Annotated in this window: 13 protein-coding genes; 7 read left to right on the forward strand and 6 right to left on the reverse strand. The window is 66.8% G+C overall.

Annotation, left to right across the window (positions count from 1 at the left end):
* Positions 1-13: 13 nt before the first annotated feature.
* The 4 genes from G6N34_RS02905 to metG form a co-directional block, all read right to left on the reverse strand.
* On the reverse strand, positions 14-931 hold the full coding sequence (locus G6N34_RS02905; protein ID WP_085155066.1) for an RNA polymerase sigma-70 factor: 918 nt from the start codon (positions 929-931) through the stop codon (positions 14-16).
* Positions 928-2,106 (reverse strand): NAD(P)/FAD-dependent oxidoreductase, encoded by a 1,179-nt coding sequence (locus G6N34_RS02910; RefSeq protein ID WP_085155065.1) that lies wholly within the window; start codon positions 2,104-2,106, stop codon positions 928-930. The genes G6N34_RS02905 and G6N34_RS02910 overlap by 4 nt, the downstream gene beginning before the upstream one ends.
* A gap of 96 nt (positions 2,107-2,202) precedes the next feature.
* Positions 2,203-3,558, reverse strand: a complete 1,356-nt coding sequence (gene gdhA / locus G6N34_RS02915) for an NADP-specific glutamate dehydrogenase (RefSeq protein ID WP_085155064.1) — start codon at positions 3,556-3,558, stop codon at positions 2,203-2,205.
* Positions 3,558-5,111, reverse strand: a complete 1,554-nt coding sequence (gene metG / locus G6N34_RS02920; protein ID WP_085155063.1) for a methionine--tRNA ligase — start codon at positions 5,109-5,111, stop codon at positions 3,558-3,560. Before metG ends, gdhA begins: the two co-directional genes overlap by 1 nt.
* A 27-nt stretch (positions 5,112-5,138) precedes the next feature.
* On the opposite strand from metG, the gene G6N34_RS02925 reads away from it, so the two are divergent.
* The 3 genes from G6N34_RS02925 (at position 5,139) to rsmA (ending at position 8,125) form a co-directional block, all read left to right on the forward strand.
* Positions 5,139-6,005: a TatD family hydrolase gene (locus G6N34_RS02925; RefSeq protein WP_085155062.1), complete on the forward strand. Its 867-nt coding sequence runs from the start codon at positions 5,139-5,141 to the stop codon at positions 6,003-6,005.
* 120 nt (positions 6,006-6,125) lie between these two features.
* Positions 6,126-7,253, forward strand: a complete 1,128-nt coding sequence (locus G6N34_RS02930; protein ID WP_085155060.1) for a resuscitation-promoting factor — start codon at positions 6,126-6,128, stop codon at positions 7,251-7,253.
* Positions 7,250-8,125, forward strand: coding sequence for a 16S rRNA (adenine(1518)-N(6)/adenine(1519)-N(6))-dimethyltransferase RsmA (gene rsmA / locus G6N34_RS02935; RefSeq protein WP_085155059.1), 876 nt, complete (start codon positions 7,250-7,252; stop codon positions 8,123-8,125). The genes G6N34_RS02930 and rsmA overlap by 4 nt, the downstream gene beginning before the upstream one ends.
* Here rsmA and G6N34_RS02940 read toward each other — a convergent pair.
* Complete coding sequence (locus tag G6N34_RS02940; protein WP_085155057.1) at positions 8,122-8,970, reverse strand: serine/threonine-protein kinase; 849 nt, start codon at positions 8,968-8,970, stop codon at positions 8,122-8,124. The two genes, rsmA and G6N34_RS02940, sit on opposite strands and share 4 nt — an antisense overlap.
* 59 nt (positions 8,971-9,029) lie before the next feature.
* Between G6N34_RS02940 and G6N34_RS02945 the strand changes: the two genes are divergently transcribed.
* From G6N34_RS02945 to fabG, 4 genes are all read left to right on the forward strand, one after another.
* Positions 9,030-9,974 carry a 4-(cytidine 5'-diphospho)-2-C-methyl-D-erythritol kinase gene (locus G6N34_RS02945; protein ID WP_085155055.1) on the forward strand — a complete coding sequence of 315 codons (945 nt, stop codon included), beginning with the start codon at positions 9,030-9,032 and terminating at the stop codon, positions 9,972-9,974.
* Positions 9,975-10,389: 415 nt separating this feature from the next.
* On the forward strand, positions 10,390-12,024 hold the full coding sequence (locus G6N34_RS02950) for a fatty acyl-AMP ligase (RefSeq protein ID WP_085155053.1): 1,635 nt from the start codon (positions 10,390-10,392) through the stop codon (positions 12,022-12,024).
* Between the two features lie 273 nt (positions 12,025-12,297).
* On the forward strand, positions 12,298-13,827 hold the full coding sequence (locus G6N34_RS02955) for an APC family permease (protein WP_085155051.1): 1,530 nt from the start codon (positions 12,298-12,300) through the stop codon (positions 13,825-13,827).
* Between the two features lie 100 nt (positions 13,828-13,927).
* Positions 13,928-14,695, forward strand: a complete 768-nt coding sequence (gene fabG / locus G6N34_RS02960) for a 3-oxoacyl-ACP reductase FabG (RefSeq protein WP_085155049.1) — start codon at positions 13,928-13,930, stop codon at positions 14,693-14,695.
* Positions 14,696-14,714: 19 nt separating this feature from the next.
* Here fabG and G6N34_RS02965 read toward each other — a convergent pair whose 3' ends face one another.
* Positions 14,715-15,452 carry a FadR/GntR family transcriptional regulator gene (locus G6N34_RS02965; protein WP_085155047.1) on the reverse strand — a complete coding sequence of 246 codons (738 nt, stop codon included), beginning with the start codon at positions 15,450-15,452 and terminating at the stop codon, positions 14,715-14,717.
* Between the last annotated feature and the right edge of the window lie 39 nt (positions 15,453-15,491).

Raw genomic sequence — 15,491 nt, forward strand, 5'->3', positions numbered from 1 at the left:
TCAGACGGCCTGCTCAGCGGCTGATCTGGCGGGCGACCGAGACACCGGCCAGCTTCTCCGGGTTGCGCACGGCGTAGAAGTTGGTGATCTTCCCGTCGACCACCTCGACCATGACGACACCCTCGAAGCTGTCGCCCAGGTAGAGGTTGAGTGCGGGTTCACCGTTGTAGCTCGCGGGCTCGATCCGTGCCTCCGGTCCGCCCAACCGAACCAGCCCCATCACCAGGCGCGCGACGTTGTCCGCACCCGACACCGGGCGTCGGGCTGCACTGACCTTGCCGTCGCTGTCGGCGGTCCACACCACATCGGGCGCCAGCATCGACACCAGTTGATCGACGTCGCCGGTGGAGGCCGCGGCGAAGAACTGGGCGGTCAGCTCGAGCGACTGCTGCGGGTCGACGGGCTCGAACCGGCGCCGGCGGGCCCGCACGTGCTCCCGAGCGCGGTGCGCCACCTGACGGGCCGCATCCGTGGATTTGCCGACCGCCGAGGCGATCTCGTCGTAGTCGAAGCCGAACACCTCGCGCAGCACGAACACCGCGCGCTCGTCCGGACTCAACGTCTCGAGCACCACCATCATCGCCATGGACACCGACTCGGCCAACACCACGTCGGCCGAGGCGTCCCCGCCCTGCAGTGACCCCTCCAGCAGCAGGGGCTCAGGCAGCCACGGCCCGACGTACTGCTCGCGACGTCGGGCCGCGGCGCGCAGCGTGTTGAGCGACTGCCGGGTCACCAGTTGGGCGAGATACGCCTTGGTGTCGGTGACCCCGCTCAGGTCCACCGCCGCCCAGCGGAGGTAGCTCTCCTGCAGTACGTCGTCGGCTTCCGTTGCGGTGCCGAGGATCTCGTAGGCGATGGTGAACAGCAGCGGCCGCAGATGGGTGAACCGCTCCGCGTGTTCGTCGGTGCCTGCGGCGGCTGCGGTCATCGGGCCGGAACCGCCTCGTCGGCCGCGGCCAGCAGATCGTCGCGCCAATCGCTGCGGAGCCACTTGTAGGACCCCGGCTTGTTGGCCTCCCACTGCAGGCCGCGCAGGGTGAACCGGCACACCTGTTCCTTGACGAAAGCGGCTGTCCGGCCACCGATGTAGGCCCGGCGCGGGGTGTCGTCGGTATGCGCAAGCTGCACAGTGCCGAACGTACGCCCCAGGCTGATGCACTGCCCGGTGAACGCCTGACTCAGTGCGGCCGCATCGGCACCCGCGACCCGCGCCAGCACGGTCTCGGCGGCCTGCGCACCCAGTGGCATCGCGGCCTGGCAGCTCATCCGCAGTGGCAGGCCCGACGGCGCCGCCGCGTCACCCGCAGCGACGATGCGGTCGTCATCCACACTGGTCAGGGTTTCGTCGGTGCGCAGGCGACCCAGGGCGTCGACGGTCAGACCGCTGTCGGCGGCCAGTGACGGCACCCCGAAGCCCGCGGTCCACACGGTCACTGCGCTGGGCAGTCGCGCGCCGTCGGCGAGTTCGACCTCGTCGGCCGTGACGGCGGAGACCGTCACCCCCTCGAGGATCCGCACGCCGTGCCTGCGCAGCGCCTTGGTCACAGACTTTCGACCGGAGGTGCCCAGAGACGGGCCGACACGATCGGTGACCAGCGTGACCGGACGACCCGCCTCGGCGAACTCGGAGGCCGCCTCGATCCCGGTGAGACCACCGCCGACGACGACGATGGGCGCCGACTCGGGCACATCCTGCAACCGAGCGCGCAGACGGGTGGCGTCCTCGAATTCGGCCAGCGGGAAGGCGAATTCGGCGGCCCCTTCAACGGCCCGCGGTGCCCCGCCGGTGCTGCCGACCGCGTAGATCAGCCAGTCGTAGTCCAGGACCTCGCCCGAGGCCAGCTGCACCTGACGCGCCGGGGCATCGATGCGGGTCGCGCCGTCGACCACGAGGCGCACGCCGTCGCCGAGAACGGTGTCGTACGACTCGATCGCGTCGTCGTTTCCGATCGCCAGCTGGTGCAGGCGGATGCGCTCGACGAAGTGCGGCCGGGCATTGACCAGGCTGACGCGCAGATCCTGGTTCTTGCGCACACGGTTGGCGGCCAGCACTCCGGCGTAGCCGCCGCCGATCACGACGATGTTCGCAGTTGTCGTTGCCATGTTTCCAACTCCTTTGTTCAGGCGGTGTTGACCTTGAGACACCGCAGGAGCCGGGGTTGTGACAACTCCCCGCCTTTTGTGACCTAAGTCACGCGATCACACCAGGCCGAGGGCGACCATGGCGTCGGCGACGCGGATGAAGCCCGCAATGTTCGCGCCCGCGACGTAGTTGCCCGGCTGGCCGTACCTGTCGGCCGTGGTCAGGCAGCGGTCGTGGATTCGGCCCATGATCTCGGCCAACCGCGCCTCGGTGTCCTCGAAGGTCCACGAGTCGCGGGACGCGTTCTGCTGCATCTCCAGCCCACTGGTCGCCACGCCGCCGGCATTGGCGGCCTTGCCGGGCGCGAAGGTGACCCCGGCGTCGGCGAACAGCTTGACCGCGGCCGGGGTGCACGGCATGTTCGCGCCCTCGGCGACGATCTTGCAGCCCGACTTGATCAGCTCGGTCGCGGCGTCGCCGTCGAGTTCGTTCTGCGTGGCGCACGGCAGCGCGACGTCGCACGGAATGTCCCACACCGAACCGCCCGACACGAACTCGGTGGTGCCGCCGCGGGCGTCGGCGTACTCGGCGATGCGACCGCGCCGCACCTCCTTGATCTCCTTGAGCAGTTCGAGGTCGATGCCCTTCTCGTCGACCACGTAGCCGCTGGAGTCCGAGCAGCCGACGACAACGCCGCCCAACTCGTGGATCTTCTCGATCGCGTAGATCGCGACGTTGCCCGAGCCCGACACCACGGCCCGCTTGCCGTCGAAGGACTTCCCTCGGCTTCGCAGGATCTCGTCGACGAAGAACACCGTGCCGTAACCGGTGGCCTCGGTGCGGACCTGCGATCCGCCCCATGTCAGGCCCTTGCCGGTGAACACGCCGGACTCGTAACGGTTGGTGATGCGCTTGTACTGGCCGAACATATAGCCGATTTCGCGCATGCCGACGCCGATGTCACCGGCAGGCACGTCGGTGTATTCGCCCAGATGCCGGTACAACTCGGTCATGAACGACTGACAGAATCGCATCACCTCGGCGTTCGAGCGGCCCTTGGGGTCGAAGTCCGATCCGCCCTTGCCGCCGCCGATCGGCAGGCCGGTCAGCGAGTTCTTGAAGATCTGTTCGAAACCGAGGAACTTCACGATGCCCAGATACACCGAAGGATGGAACCGCAGTCCACCCTTGAAAGGGCCCAGCGCGGAGTTGAATTCGACGCGGAAGCCACGGTTGAGCTGCACGATGCCGGAGTCGTCGATCCACGGCACTCGGAAGATGATCTGACGTTCGGGCTCGCACAGGCGGCGGATGACCGCGGTGTCGGCGTACTCGGGATGCTTGGCGACCACCGGTCCCAGGCTCGTCAGGACCTCGTACACGGCTTGATGGAATTCGGCTTCGCCGGGGTTGCGGCGCATCACTTCATCGAAGACGGCCCGAAGTTTTACATGCAGATCATCGGTGTTCATCAGTTCTCTTCCACCTGATATCGCGGGAACACGCCCTCTGGTTTCGGCAGCTGCGTGCCCGGCGCCAGCCGAGTGTTGAGCGCGCTGAAATCCCGCTGGTCTTCCGGCTGGCCCAACAGGTCCAGCAGTTTGGCTGACGACGTCGGCATCACGGGCTGCACCAGTAGCGCCGCGATTCGGACCGCCTCCATCGTCGTGTACAGCACTGTGCCGAAACGCTGCTGGTCAGCAGCGGCCTCGGACTTCCGCAGTACCCACGGCTCCTGAGCGGAGAAGTATCTGTTGGCCGCACCCAGCATGAGCCAGATCGCCTCGAGCGCCAGATGCATGGCCGGATTGTCGAAATGCCTTCGCGCGGTGTCGAGCAGTGCGTCAGCCTGGGCCAGCAGGGCCTCATCCTCGGCGGTGAACTCGCCGGGTTGCGGCACCACGCCGTCGAGGTTCTTGGCCACCATCGACAGCGACCGCTGGGCCAGATTGCCCAGTTCGTTGGCCAGGTCGGTGTTGATCCGGCTGATGATGGCCTCTTCGCTGTAGCTGCCGTCCTGGCCGAACGGGACCTCGCGCAGCAGGAAGTAGCGGACCTGGTCGAGACCGAAGGCGTCGACGAGGTTGATCGGGTCGACCACGTTGCCCACCGACTTGCTCATCTTCTCGCCGCGGTTGAACACGAAGCCGTGCGCAAAGACCTGGCGCGGCAACTCGATTCCCGCCGACATCAGGAATGCGGGCCAGTACACCGCATGGAACCTGATGATGTCCTTGCCGATCATGTGCAGCTGGGCGGGCCAGTACCGGCCGAAATCCTCGGAGTCGGTGTCGGGGAAGCCAACGCCGGTCAGGTAATTGGTCAGCGCATCGACCCAGACGTACATGACGTGATCGGGATGGCCGGGCACCGGCACACCCCAGTCGAACGTCGTGCGCGAGATCGACAGGTCCGTGAGGCCACGGGACACGAAGCTGACCACCTCGTTGCGGCGGGCCTCCGGGGCGATGAAGTTCGGGTTGGCCTCGTAGTGCGCCAGCAGGCGGTCGGCGTAGGCCGACAGCCGGAAGAAGTAGGTCTGCTCCTCGGTCCAGGTCACCTCGGTGCCGGTTTCGGTGGCGATCCGGGTGCCCTCGGCGGTGACTTCGATCTCGTCCTCGGCGAAGAAGCGTTCGTCGCGCACCGAGTACCAGCCCGCGTAGGAGTCCAGGTAGATGTCGCCATTGTCGTTCATCCGCTGCCAGATGGCCTTGGACGCCTCGTAGTGGTCGGCGTCGCTGGTCCGGATGAACCGGTCGAAGGAGATGCCGAGCTTCTCCTGCAGGCGCTGGAACACGTCGGAGTTGCGGCGCGCCAACTCGGCGGTCGGGATGCCCTCGGCCGCGGCGGTCTGCGCCATCTTGAGCCCGTGGACGTCGGTGCCGGTCAGGAAGCGGACGTCGTATCCATCGAGACGCTTGAACCGCGCGATCGCATCGGTCGCGATGTACTCGTAGGCGTGTCCGACGTGCGGCGCGCCGTTGGGGTAGGCGATGGCCGTCGTCAGGTAGTAAGGCTCACTCATCAGGTATCCACCTTATTGTCTTGGGTTGTGTCAGCGAAAAGCACGAGTGATTCCCGGCGTCGGACGCCCCCTCCCGCACCCGAACCGCTTTCGCCCCTGATCGACGCCCACACCCATCTGGATGCCTGCGGCGCCTCCGACGCCGGCGACGTGGCCGACATCCTCGACCGCGCCGAAGCGGTGGGGGTGCAGGCCGTGGTGACCATCGCCGACGACCTGGAGGCCGCCCAGTGGGCCGCCGCGGCCACCGAATGGGATTCGCGGGTCTACGCCGCCGTCGCGCTGCACCCGACGCGGGCGAATGCACTCGACGACAATGCCCGGGCCGTTCTCGAGGATCTGGCGGGCCGGGATCGGGTTGTCGCGGTGGGGGAGACGGGCATGGACCTGTACTGGCCCGGGCGGCTCGAGGGCTGCGCCGAACCCGCCCAGCAACGTGAAGCTTTCGCCTGGCACATCGATCTGGCGAAGCGCACGGGCAAGCCGTTGATGATCCACAACCGTGATGCCGACGCCGATGTGCTCGACGTGCTGCGTGCAGAAGGGGCCCCGGACGACGTCATCTTCCACTGTTTCTCGTCGGGTCCGGAGATGGCCCGCACCTGCGTCGACGCCGGTTGGTACCTCAGTCTGTCCGGGACTGTCAGCTTCAAGAACGCCGTCGACCTGCGAGAAGCCGCTCTACTGATCCCGCGGGAGCAGCTGCTGGTGGAGACCGACGCGCCGTTCCTCACCCCGCATCCCCACCGCGGCGCACCAAATGAGCCGTACTGCCTCCCGTACACCGTGCGTGCGCTGGCGGACCTGACCGGCAGGCCTGCGAGCGAACTCGCTGCGGATTCGTCGGCAAACGCCCGGCGCGTGTACGGTCTCGGGGACGGTGGAGCTCTGTGAAGGCTCTGAGAGTCGGCCTACCAATTTGCTCATGCGTAGGAACATTCGTTACCGTCTTGTGATCATCAGGGGGACTCGAAGGTCCCCGCCCCGTTTGCGACTGAGTTTGGACTGCCCGCGGTGAACGCACTGACACAGCTGCATCAATCGCAGTCTCGTGTGCTCCGAGTGCTCGTCGCGGCGATGCTGGTGGCACTCACTTTCGCGGGCGGATATGCCGTCAAGGCGCATAAGACCGTCACGCTGTCCGTCGACGGCGCGCCGATCACCGTCACCACCATGAAGACCCGGGTCATCGACGTCGTCACCGAGAACGGCTTCGACGTCGACGATCGCGACGACCTGCTGCCCGCCGGCGATTCCACCGTCCGTGACGCCGAGACCATCGTGCTCAAGCGCAGCAGGCCGGTCGAGGTGTCGCTGGACGGCAAGGACAGCCGGCAGGTGTGGACCACGGCGTCCACGGTCGATGAGGCGTTGGCGCAGTTGAAGCTCACCGACACGGCGCCTGCTGCGGCTTCGCGCGGTTCCCGAGTCCCGTTGGAGGGCATGGCCCTTCCCGTGGTCAGCGCCAAGACTGTGCAGATCAACGATGGCGGCGCGGTTCGCACCGTGCGCGTGGCGGCCCCGAACGTGGCCGGCCTGCTCGCGGAAGCCGGTGTGCCGCTTGAACAGAGCGACAAGGTGGTGCCCGCGGGCGCGGATCCCGTTGTTGAGGGCATGCAGATCGAGGTCACCCGGATCCGGATGGACAAGGTCACCGAACGCCGCCCCCTGGATCCGAACGCCCAGCGTATCGAGGATCCGACGATGAACATGAGCCGTCAGGTCGTCGAGGACCCGGGCACACCCGGCGCCCAGGATGTGACGTTCGCGGTTGCGAAGGTCAACGGCGTCGAAACCGGGCGCCTGCCAGTGGCAAATGTCGTGGTCACCCCGGCGCGGGACTCAGTCGTCCGGGTCGGCGCAAAGCCCGGAACCGAGGTTCCGCCGGTGACCAACGGACTGATCTGGGACGCTCTGGCGCGCTGCGAATCCGGCGGTAACTGGGCCATCAACACAGGTAACGGGTACTACGGCGGCGTGCAGTTTGATTTGAACACATGGGAACGGCAGGGCGGTTTGCGTTATGCTCCTCGTGCGGACCTGGCAACTCGCGAAGAACAGATCGCGATTGCCGAGGTGACGCGCGCTCGGCAAGGTTGGGGTGCATGGCCAACATGCAGTGGTAGGGCAGGTGTGAACTGACGATCCGACTCCTCGGGCGAACCGAGATAAGGAATCTGGCCAAGGAACTCGAGTTCCGGCCTCGAAAGTCGCTGGGACAGAACTTCGTCCACGACGCGAACACGGTGCGGCGCATCGTGTCGGCGTCGAGCATCAACCGCAATGATCGCGTCATCGAAGTGGGGCCCGGCCTGGGCTCGTTGACGCTCGGAATCCTCGACCGCGGTGCGTCTGTCACCGCTGTCGAAATCGATCCGGTGCTGGCCCAACGGCTTCCGCAGACCGTCGCGTCCCACTCGCACAGCGAGATCCACCGGCTCACGGTGCTCAACCGCGACATCCTGACGATCAAGCGGGCGGACCTCGACACCGAGCCCACCGCGCTGGTCGCCAACCTGCCGTACAACATCGCGGTTCCCGCGCTGCTGCACCTGCTCGCCGAGTTCCCGTCGATCAAGACGGTGATGGTGATGGTGCAGGCCGAGGTCGCCGAGCCCAGCACCAAGGAGTACGGCATCCCCAGTGCCAAGGTGCGCTTCTACGGTCGAGTCCGCCGGTACGGCATGGTCTCGCCGACGGTGTTCTGGCCGATCCCGAGGGTCTACTCGGGTCTGGTCCGGATCGACCGGTACGAGACGTCGCCGTGGCCCACGGAGGAGAGCTTCCGGGACCGGGTCTTCGAACTCGTCGACATCGCCTTCGCACAGCGCCGCAAGACCTCACGCAACGCGTTCGTCGAATGGGCGGGTTCGGGCAACGAGTCGGCCAGCCGACTGCTGGCCGCCAGCATCGATCCGGCGCGGCGTGGCGAGACGCTGTCCATCGCGGACTTCGTCCGGCTCTACCAGCGCTCCGGTGAGTCCGACCAGCGCAGCGACGTCCCCGTCCTCTAGCTGCAGCGCAGCGCGCGGACCAGCGCGTCGACGAATTCGAGGCATGTGTCGAAGCGTGCCTCGAGGTCTTTGGCCATCGCCTTCGCGATCACCGAGTCGACTCCACGCCCCAATCCGGTCGGCGGCGGCACCTGTTCCAGATGAGCTTCGATGAGCCCGTTCACGCTGGGGGCCGGGAACGGCGGCGCACCCGTGAGCAGTTCGACGGCCGTGCACGCCAGGGCGTAGAGATCGGTGCTGCCCGCGGGCATTCGCCCCAGCAGCAGTTCGGGCGCCGCGTAGGGCAGCGACGCGTGCACCAGCAGTTCGCGGTGCTCGGGGTGCCGGGTGATGCGGCGGGCAGGATCCAACGACAGCCGCGACATCGCGTCGTGCGACAGCCGAATCGTCATGTCCTGGGCCAATGAATGCGCCACCCCGAAATCGATCAGCACGGCGCCACTGGCCGCGAAGTCACTGTGCACCAGGATGTTGGTCGGTTTGACGTCGCAGTGCACGATCCCCACGCGGTGGGTGCGGTCGAGACCGTCGGCGATCTGGGCCAGCGCCGGCATCCGTGCGGCCGGCTGGAGATCGCTGACGGAGCCGCCGTCGACGTACTGCATGGCCAGCCAGTCCGGGCCGTGCTCGTACATCGTGACGACGTGGGGATGTTCGACCCGTCTGGCGAAGGCGAATTCGCGTTCGAGTCGCAGCCGGGCGTCGGCCTGCTCGGTGTCGAGGACCTTCAACGCCACCGGGGTGGCGTCGCCCTCGCGACGGGCCAGATACACAGTGGCGCTGCCGCCACGGCCCAGCACCTTCTCGGGCACGTAACCACACTGTTCTGGACCGGCGGGCGGCACGTCCTCAGCGTATTGCGGGCTCGGCCTCCTCGGGGCGGTTCCTCGCGTACCCTCGTCCGGTGACCGCGTCAGATGGCAACACCGCCGCCGATTGGGTGCCCACGGGTTCGGTGACAGTGCGCGTGCCCGGCAAGGTCAATCTGTTCCTGGCGGTCGGTGACCTGCGCGACGACGGCTATCACGAGCTCACGACGGTGTTCCATGCCGTGTCGTTGTTCGACGAGGTGACTGTGCGGACTGCGGACGTGATGTCGCTCGACATCCTCGGCGAGGGCGCCGATCACCTGCCGGTCGATGCGCGCAATCTGGCCTGGCGGGCCGCCGAACTCCTGGCCGAGCACGTCGGCCGCACCCCGGACGTCGCGATCACCATCCGCAAGGCCATTCCGGTGGCGGGCGGGATGGCCGGCGGCAGTGCCGACGCCGCTGCCGTCCTGGTGGCCGCCAATGCCCTATGGGAGCAGGGGGTTCCGCGCCGGGATCTGCATGCGCTGGCGGCCCAGTTGGGCAGCGACGTGCCATTCGCGCTGCACGGCGGGACTGCGCTGGGCACTGGCCGGGGCGAAGAGTTGGCGACGGTGCTCGCGCGCAACACCTTCCACTGGGTTCTCGCATTCGGGCGCAACGGGCTCTCGACGCCCAAGGTGTTCGCCGAGATCGACCGACTGCGCGAGGCCGGTTCGCCGCCGCGCCTCGAGGATCCCGAACCCGTGTTGGCGGCCCTGGCCTCCGGTGACGCCAAGGCCCTGGCCCCGTTGTTGGGCAATGATCTGCAGCCTGCCGCCCTGAGCCTGGATCCGGGGTTGCGTCGCACCCTGCGGGCGGGCAAGGAGGCGGGCGCATTGGCCGGCATCGTCTCCGGGTCGGGCCCCACCTGTGCGTTCCTGTGCGCCTCGGAGTCCGCGGCCGTCGACGTCAGCACCGAGTTGGCCGGCGCCGGGGTGTGCCGCACCGTGCGGGTGGCCAGCGGACCGGTGCACGGCGCACGCATCGTGAGCAGTTGACCGGCGCCTATCTTGGCCGTTGGCCTGAGGCCAGAAGGGCTGCTTGAGCCGCCGAATGTGCAGCTTATTGGTGCCGACGGCCACGTTCGTCACCCGTAGGCTGCACACTCGGAGATCCCGATCGCAACAGGTCGCGCCCGTTTCGGGGGGAGGGTGATCAGTGGGATATGTCTCACCGAACTGCAAAGTTTGGCCGGTTACTTAAGAGTTGTTTAAGATGATCGGCGGTGATGGGTACCGCTCGATCTGTAGCCGCTGAGGTTTCGCCTGCCGGGGCCACCGGTGGTGTTCAGCGTGCCCGCCGTACTCCACCGTTTCGAGATTTAACTGCCGCCCAATTGTGTGGGTGTGCCTCCTTCGTGGCGCCCGTCGACGGGCGGACCATGGAATTGCTCCCGCAGCCGAGGAGGTCCTCGTGAGCAGATTCACCGACAAGATGTACTACAACGCCAAGACCAGCACTAAAGGCATGGTCACCGGCGAACCCCACGAGCCGGTTCGGCACACCTGGGGTGAAGTGCACGAGCGCGCCCGCCGTATCGCCGGAGGCCTGGCGGCCGCCGGTGTCGGACACGGCGACGCGGTCGGTGTGCTCGCGGGTGCGCCCGTCGAGATCGCCCCCACTGCGCAGGGCCTGTGGATGCGCGGGGCGAGCCTGACCATGCTTCATCAGCCGACGCCGCGCACCGATCTGGTGATGTGGGCCGAGGACACCATGAACGTCGTCGACATGGTCGAGGCCAAGGCCGTGGTCATCTCCGATCCGTTCATGGCCGCCGCGCCCGTGCTCGAGGAGAAGGGCCTCACGGTCCTCACGGTCGCCGATCTGCTGTCCTCCGACCCCGTCGACCCCGTCGAGACCGACGAGGACGATCTGGCGCTCATGCAGCTGACCTCCGGTTCGACCGGGTCGCCCAAGGCCGTCCACATCACGCACCGCAACCTGCACTCCAACGCCGAGGCGATGTTCATCGGCGCCGAGTACAACGTCGACAACGACGTCATGGTCAGCTGGCTGCCCTGCTTCCACGACATGGGCATGATCGGCTTCCTGACCGTTCCGATGTACTTCGGTGCGGAGCTGGTCAAGGTCACGCCGATGGACTTCCTGCGCGACACCCTGCTGTGGGCCAAGCTGATCGACAAGTACAAGGGCACCATGACGGCGGCCCCGAACTTCGCGTACGCGCTGTTCGCCAAGCGTCTGCGCAAGCAGGCCGAGCCCGGGCAGTTCGACCTCTCGACGCTCCGGTTCGCGCTGTCTGGCGCTGAGCCCGTCGAACCGGCCGACGTCGAGGACCTCATCGACGCCGGCAAGCCGTTCGGACTCAAGCCGTCGGCCATCCTGCCCGCCTACGGCATGGCCGAGGCCACGCTGGCGGTGTCGTTCTCGGAGTGCAACGCGGGCTTGGTGGTCGACGAGGTCGATGCCGACCTGCTGGCCGCCCTGCGTCAGGCCGTTCCGGCCACCAAGGGCAACACCAGGCGTCTGGCCTCGCTGGGCCCGCTGCTCGAGGGCATCGAGGCCCGCATCGTCGACGAGCACGGAAATGTTCGTCCGGCGCGTGCCGTCGGCGTGATCGAACTGCGTGGCGACGCGATGACCCCCGGCCACACCACCATGGGCGGCTTCATCCCGGCCCAGGATGAGCACGGGTGGTACGACACCGGCGACCTGGGCTACACCATGGAGAACGGGCACATCGTGGTGTGCGGTCGCGTCAAGGACGTCATCATCATGGCGGGTCGCAACATCTACCCGACCGACATCGAGCGCGCAGCGGGCCGCGTCGAGGGCGTGCGCCCCGGTTGCGCCGTGGCGGTGCGCCTCGATGCCGGGCATTCGCGCGAGACGTTCGCGGTGGCCGTGGAGTCCAACGCCTACCAGGATCCCGCCGAGGTGCGCCGGATCGAGCATCAGGTTGCCCACGAGGTGGTCGCCGAGGTCGACGTGCGTCCCCGCAACGTGGTTGTGCTGGGCCCCGGCACCATTCCGAAGACGCCGTCGGGCAAGCTGCGCCGGGCCAACTCGGTCGCGCTCGTCACCTAATCCCTTTTTCATCCCTTTTTCCAACGAAGGGCCGTGTCTGTACGGCGACACTCCGTGTCACCCGTACAGACACGGCCCTTCGTTGCATCTTGGGCGCGCAGTTTAGTTCCTTAAGGATCGTTCTATAGGTCTTTTGCGCGAATCGGCTTGGGGTTCTCTGATGTGGCTTGTTAACACCATGTCACACACCAGAAGTAAATGGTCTATAGGTCTTGTTTTTAGTTCTTTGTGGCCCTAGTCTCACTCCAGCTCACGATGAAAGGGAGGCTATGCATGGCCGTTGAACCCATGCCCAAGGTTGACGCGGCGTCCTCGCCGGGCAGCCAGAACGGGCCCACACTGAAGCGCGGCGCGATCGGACTCGTCGGAGTCGTCTTCATGGTCGTCGCGTTCTCCGCGCCCATCACCGCCATGACCGGCAATCTCCCGGTCGCCGTGGGATTCGGCAACGGTCTGGGCGCACCCGCCGGGTTCATCATCGCCACGATCGTGCTCACGGTGTTCTCCGTCGGCTTCGTCGCGCTGGCCCGGCACATCACGGCCGCGGGTGCGTTCTACACCTTCGTCTCGCGGGGCTGGTCCAAGATTCCCGGTCTGCCCTCCGGCGTCCTTCCTGCCTTCACCTATATGACGATGGAAGCCGGTCTGATCGGCATCTTCTCGGCATTTGCCGACCAGGCGTTGAGCTCCCAGTTCGGTGTCGATCTGCCGTGGGAGGTCTACGCGGTGATCGGACTGGTGGCCATCGCCGCGCTGTCACACTTCGACATCTCGGTGGCGGCCAAGGTCCTCGGTGTCGTGCTGGTCGCCGAGATCCTGATGCTGACCCTCACGTCGGTCGCGGGATTGATCAATCACCCAGATGGCATGAGCTTCACCTCGCTCAATCCCGTTACGGCGTTGAGCACCAACGGAGTTGCGGGTGGCGTGGTCGGCCTGGGACTGCTGATGGCCTTCTGGTCCTGGGTGGGATTTGAATCGACCGCGATCTACGGCGAGGAGTCCAAGAACCCCAAGAAGATCGTCCCACTGGCCACCCTGATCGCGGTGATCGGAATCGGCGCCTTCTACACGTTCGTGGCGTGGGGTGTGATCGTGGGTAACGGGCCCGACAGGGCTGTCGAATTAGCTTCGGGTGCAAACCCGTTCGACCTCATCTACGTGCCCACAGCGGAGTACCTCGGCCCCTGGGCGGTTACCGTGTTCGAGTGGCTGGTGCTCGGCGGGTCCTTCGCCTGTGCCCTGGCGATCCACAACTCGGCGGCGCGTTATCTGTTCGCCTTTGGCCGTGACGGCCTGCTGCCCCGGCGCCTCGGTACGGCGCATCCCAAGCACTCCTCGCCGTGGATCGCCTCGCTGGTGCAGACCGGGTTCGCCGCTCTCCTGCTGGTGGTGTGCTCGGTCACGGGCTCGGATCCCTACGCGGATCTGTTCGTGCTCGTCGCAATCCTGGCCACGCTGTGCCTGCTGGTGGTGCAGGTGCTGTGCTCGGTGGCGACCATCGTCTACTTCCACGTGAAGAAGGAGCATCCGGAGACCGCGAGCTGGTGGCGAACGATACTGTGCCCCCTCATCGGCGCCGCGGGCATGCTGTACGTCATCTACCTGATGGCGACCAACATGGAGGCCGCTGCCGGGGCCGCGTCTGACACGCTGTTCTTCAAGATGATTCCGTACCTGTTGGTCGGGCTTCTGCTCGGTTCCATTGCGCTGGCGCTGTATTGGCGCAAGGCCAGGCCGGATCTGTACGAGCGGATCGGCAGCACCGTCTTCGACGATGGACCTGCCGGTTCGGCTGACTAGCCACCTGAATCTGCATGCCCGGCTTGGCTCATCCCCCCCCGCGAGCCAGGCCGGGCATGCCCCGTCAAGACACGAGACGACAAGAACGGGTGTGGGAGAGATGACTGACTGGTCGACGATGAGGGTTCTCGTGACCGGTGGGAGCCAGGGCATTGGCCTGGGCATCGCCGAGACGTTCCTCGAGGCGGGCGCCGCCGTGGCGATCGCGGGACGCAACCGCGCGACACTGGCGGCGGCCGCGGAGACCCTGTCCGCACCGGGCCGGCAGGTGGAGACCATCGTCGCCGATGTCGCGGATCGAGCCGCCTGTGATCGGATGGCGCAGGAGTGTCAGCAGCGTCTTGGCGGGCTGGATGTCCTGTGTGCCAACGCGGGAATCTATCCCGAGGCTCTGATCGACGACCTCACTGCGGACGACGTCACCTCGATCCTCGCCGTCAACGTCGGCGGCACGATCTTCAGTGCGCAGGCCTGCCGGCCCGCGTTGCGGGAGTCCGGGCGGGGACGTGTCGTCGTGACGTCGTCGATCACGGGACCGGTGACCGGTTACCCCGGCCTCAGCCATTACGCGGCGAGCAAGGCTGCGCAGCTGGGGTTCGTCCGAAGCGCCGCACTGGAGTTCGCCCGGGACGGGATCACGATCAACGCGGTGCTGCCCGGCAGCATCCGCACCGAGGGGCTCGACGGCCTGGGTGCGGACGCCATCGCAAGCATGATCGCGTGCATACCGCAGCGCAGGCTGGGATCTCCGGCGGACATCGCCGCCGCCGCAATGTACTTCGCGAGTGAGGAGGCGGGGTTTGTCACCGGCCAGACCCTGATAGTCGACGGCGGCCAGACTCTGCCGGAGTTCCCGGAGTCGCAGTGAACCCCGGGCCCCTGCGGTATCAGCGCTTGAGCCAGGCCTCGATGGTCTGGCGGGTGTCGTTGATGTGCTCCTCCATGCGGGCCGCAGCGAGCTCGGGTTCACGGTTCTCGATGGCCTCGAGGATGGCCTCGTGGTAGTCGTTGGCGTTGGGCTCGAGGCGGCCGAAAATCGCACCCACCGGCAGCCACATTCGCCTGCGCGCATCGGCGACCGCGTCGAGCAGCCTGTCGTTCTGCGCGGCCTGCGCGATTCCGAGATGGAACGCCGAGTCCAGGGTCTGGAAGTCGTTGGTGTGCTGCGCAGACTGCTCGGCCAGCGCGGTGTGCAGTGCGGTGTCCATCCCACGCAGAAGTTTGTGCAGCTCGTTGAGGTCGGCGGCGCGGCGACGGCCCGCGGCCAGTCGCGTGGCTCCGGTCTCGACGATGATCCGATAATCGAACGCATCGCGGATGGCGCGCTTGTTGCGCCGGAACTCCCGGCGCATCTCGGCCGCGTCGTACACCGGGGCCTGCACAGTGAAACCTCCGCCGCGGCCTCGACGCACCGCGATGAGGCCTTCGCGCTCCAGCACTGCAACCGCCGCGCGGACGGTGGTCCTCGACACGTCCAGTATTTCGGCCAGCTCGCGCTCGGTGGGAAGCCTGTCGCCCGGACGGAACTGCCCGAGTTCGAGGGCGAGGCGCATCTGGTCGACCACGAGCTCGTGGGCAGGGATCTGTCGGACGGGACTCAGCGCCGAAGCGTGCACATCCGACATGGAGAAACCCCTTCCGTTTGTCGAAGGGTAACCCACGAG

Source organism: Mycolicibacterium confluentis, from assembly GCF_010729895.1.
In the GTDB taxonomy this organism is placed as follows: domain Bacteria; phylum Actinomycetota; class Actinomycetes; order Mycobacteriales; family Mycobacteriaceae; genus Mycobacterium; species Mycobacterium confluentis.

What these genes read in the sequence shown, in the direction of transcription:
- G6N34_RS02905 (WP_085155066.1), bottom strand. Translation starts at nt 931, where the DNA reads ATGACCGCAGCCGCCGCAGGCACCGACGAACACGCGGAGCGGTTCACC.
- G6N34_RS02910 (WP_085155065.1), bottom strand. Translation starts at nt 2,106, where the DNA reads ATGGCAACGACAACTGCGAACATCGTCGTGATCGGCGGCGGCTACGCC.
- gdhA (WP_085155064.1), bottom strand. Translation starts at nt 3,558, where the DNA reads ATGAACACCGATGATCTGCATGTAAAACTTCGGGCCGTCTTCGATGAA.
- metG (WP_085155063.1), bottom strand. Translation starts at nt 5,111, where the DNA reads ATGAGTGAGCCTTACTACCTGACGACGGCCATCGCCTACCCCAACGGC.
- G6N34_RS02955 (WP_085155051.1), top strand. Translation starts at nt 12,298, where the DNA reads ATGGCCGTTGAACCCATGCCCAAGGTTGACGCGGCGTCCTCGCCGGGC.
- fabG (WP_085155049.1), top strand. Translation starts at nt 13,928, where the DNA reads ATGACTGACTGGTCGACGATGAGGGTTCTCGTGACCGGTGGGAGCCAG.
- G6N34_RS02965 (WP_085155047.1), bottom strand. Translation starts at nt 15,452, where the DNA reads ATGTCGGATGTGCACGCTTCGGCGCTGAGTCCCGTCCGACAGATCCCT.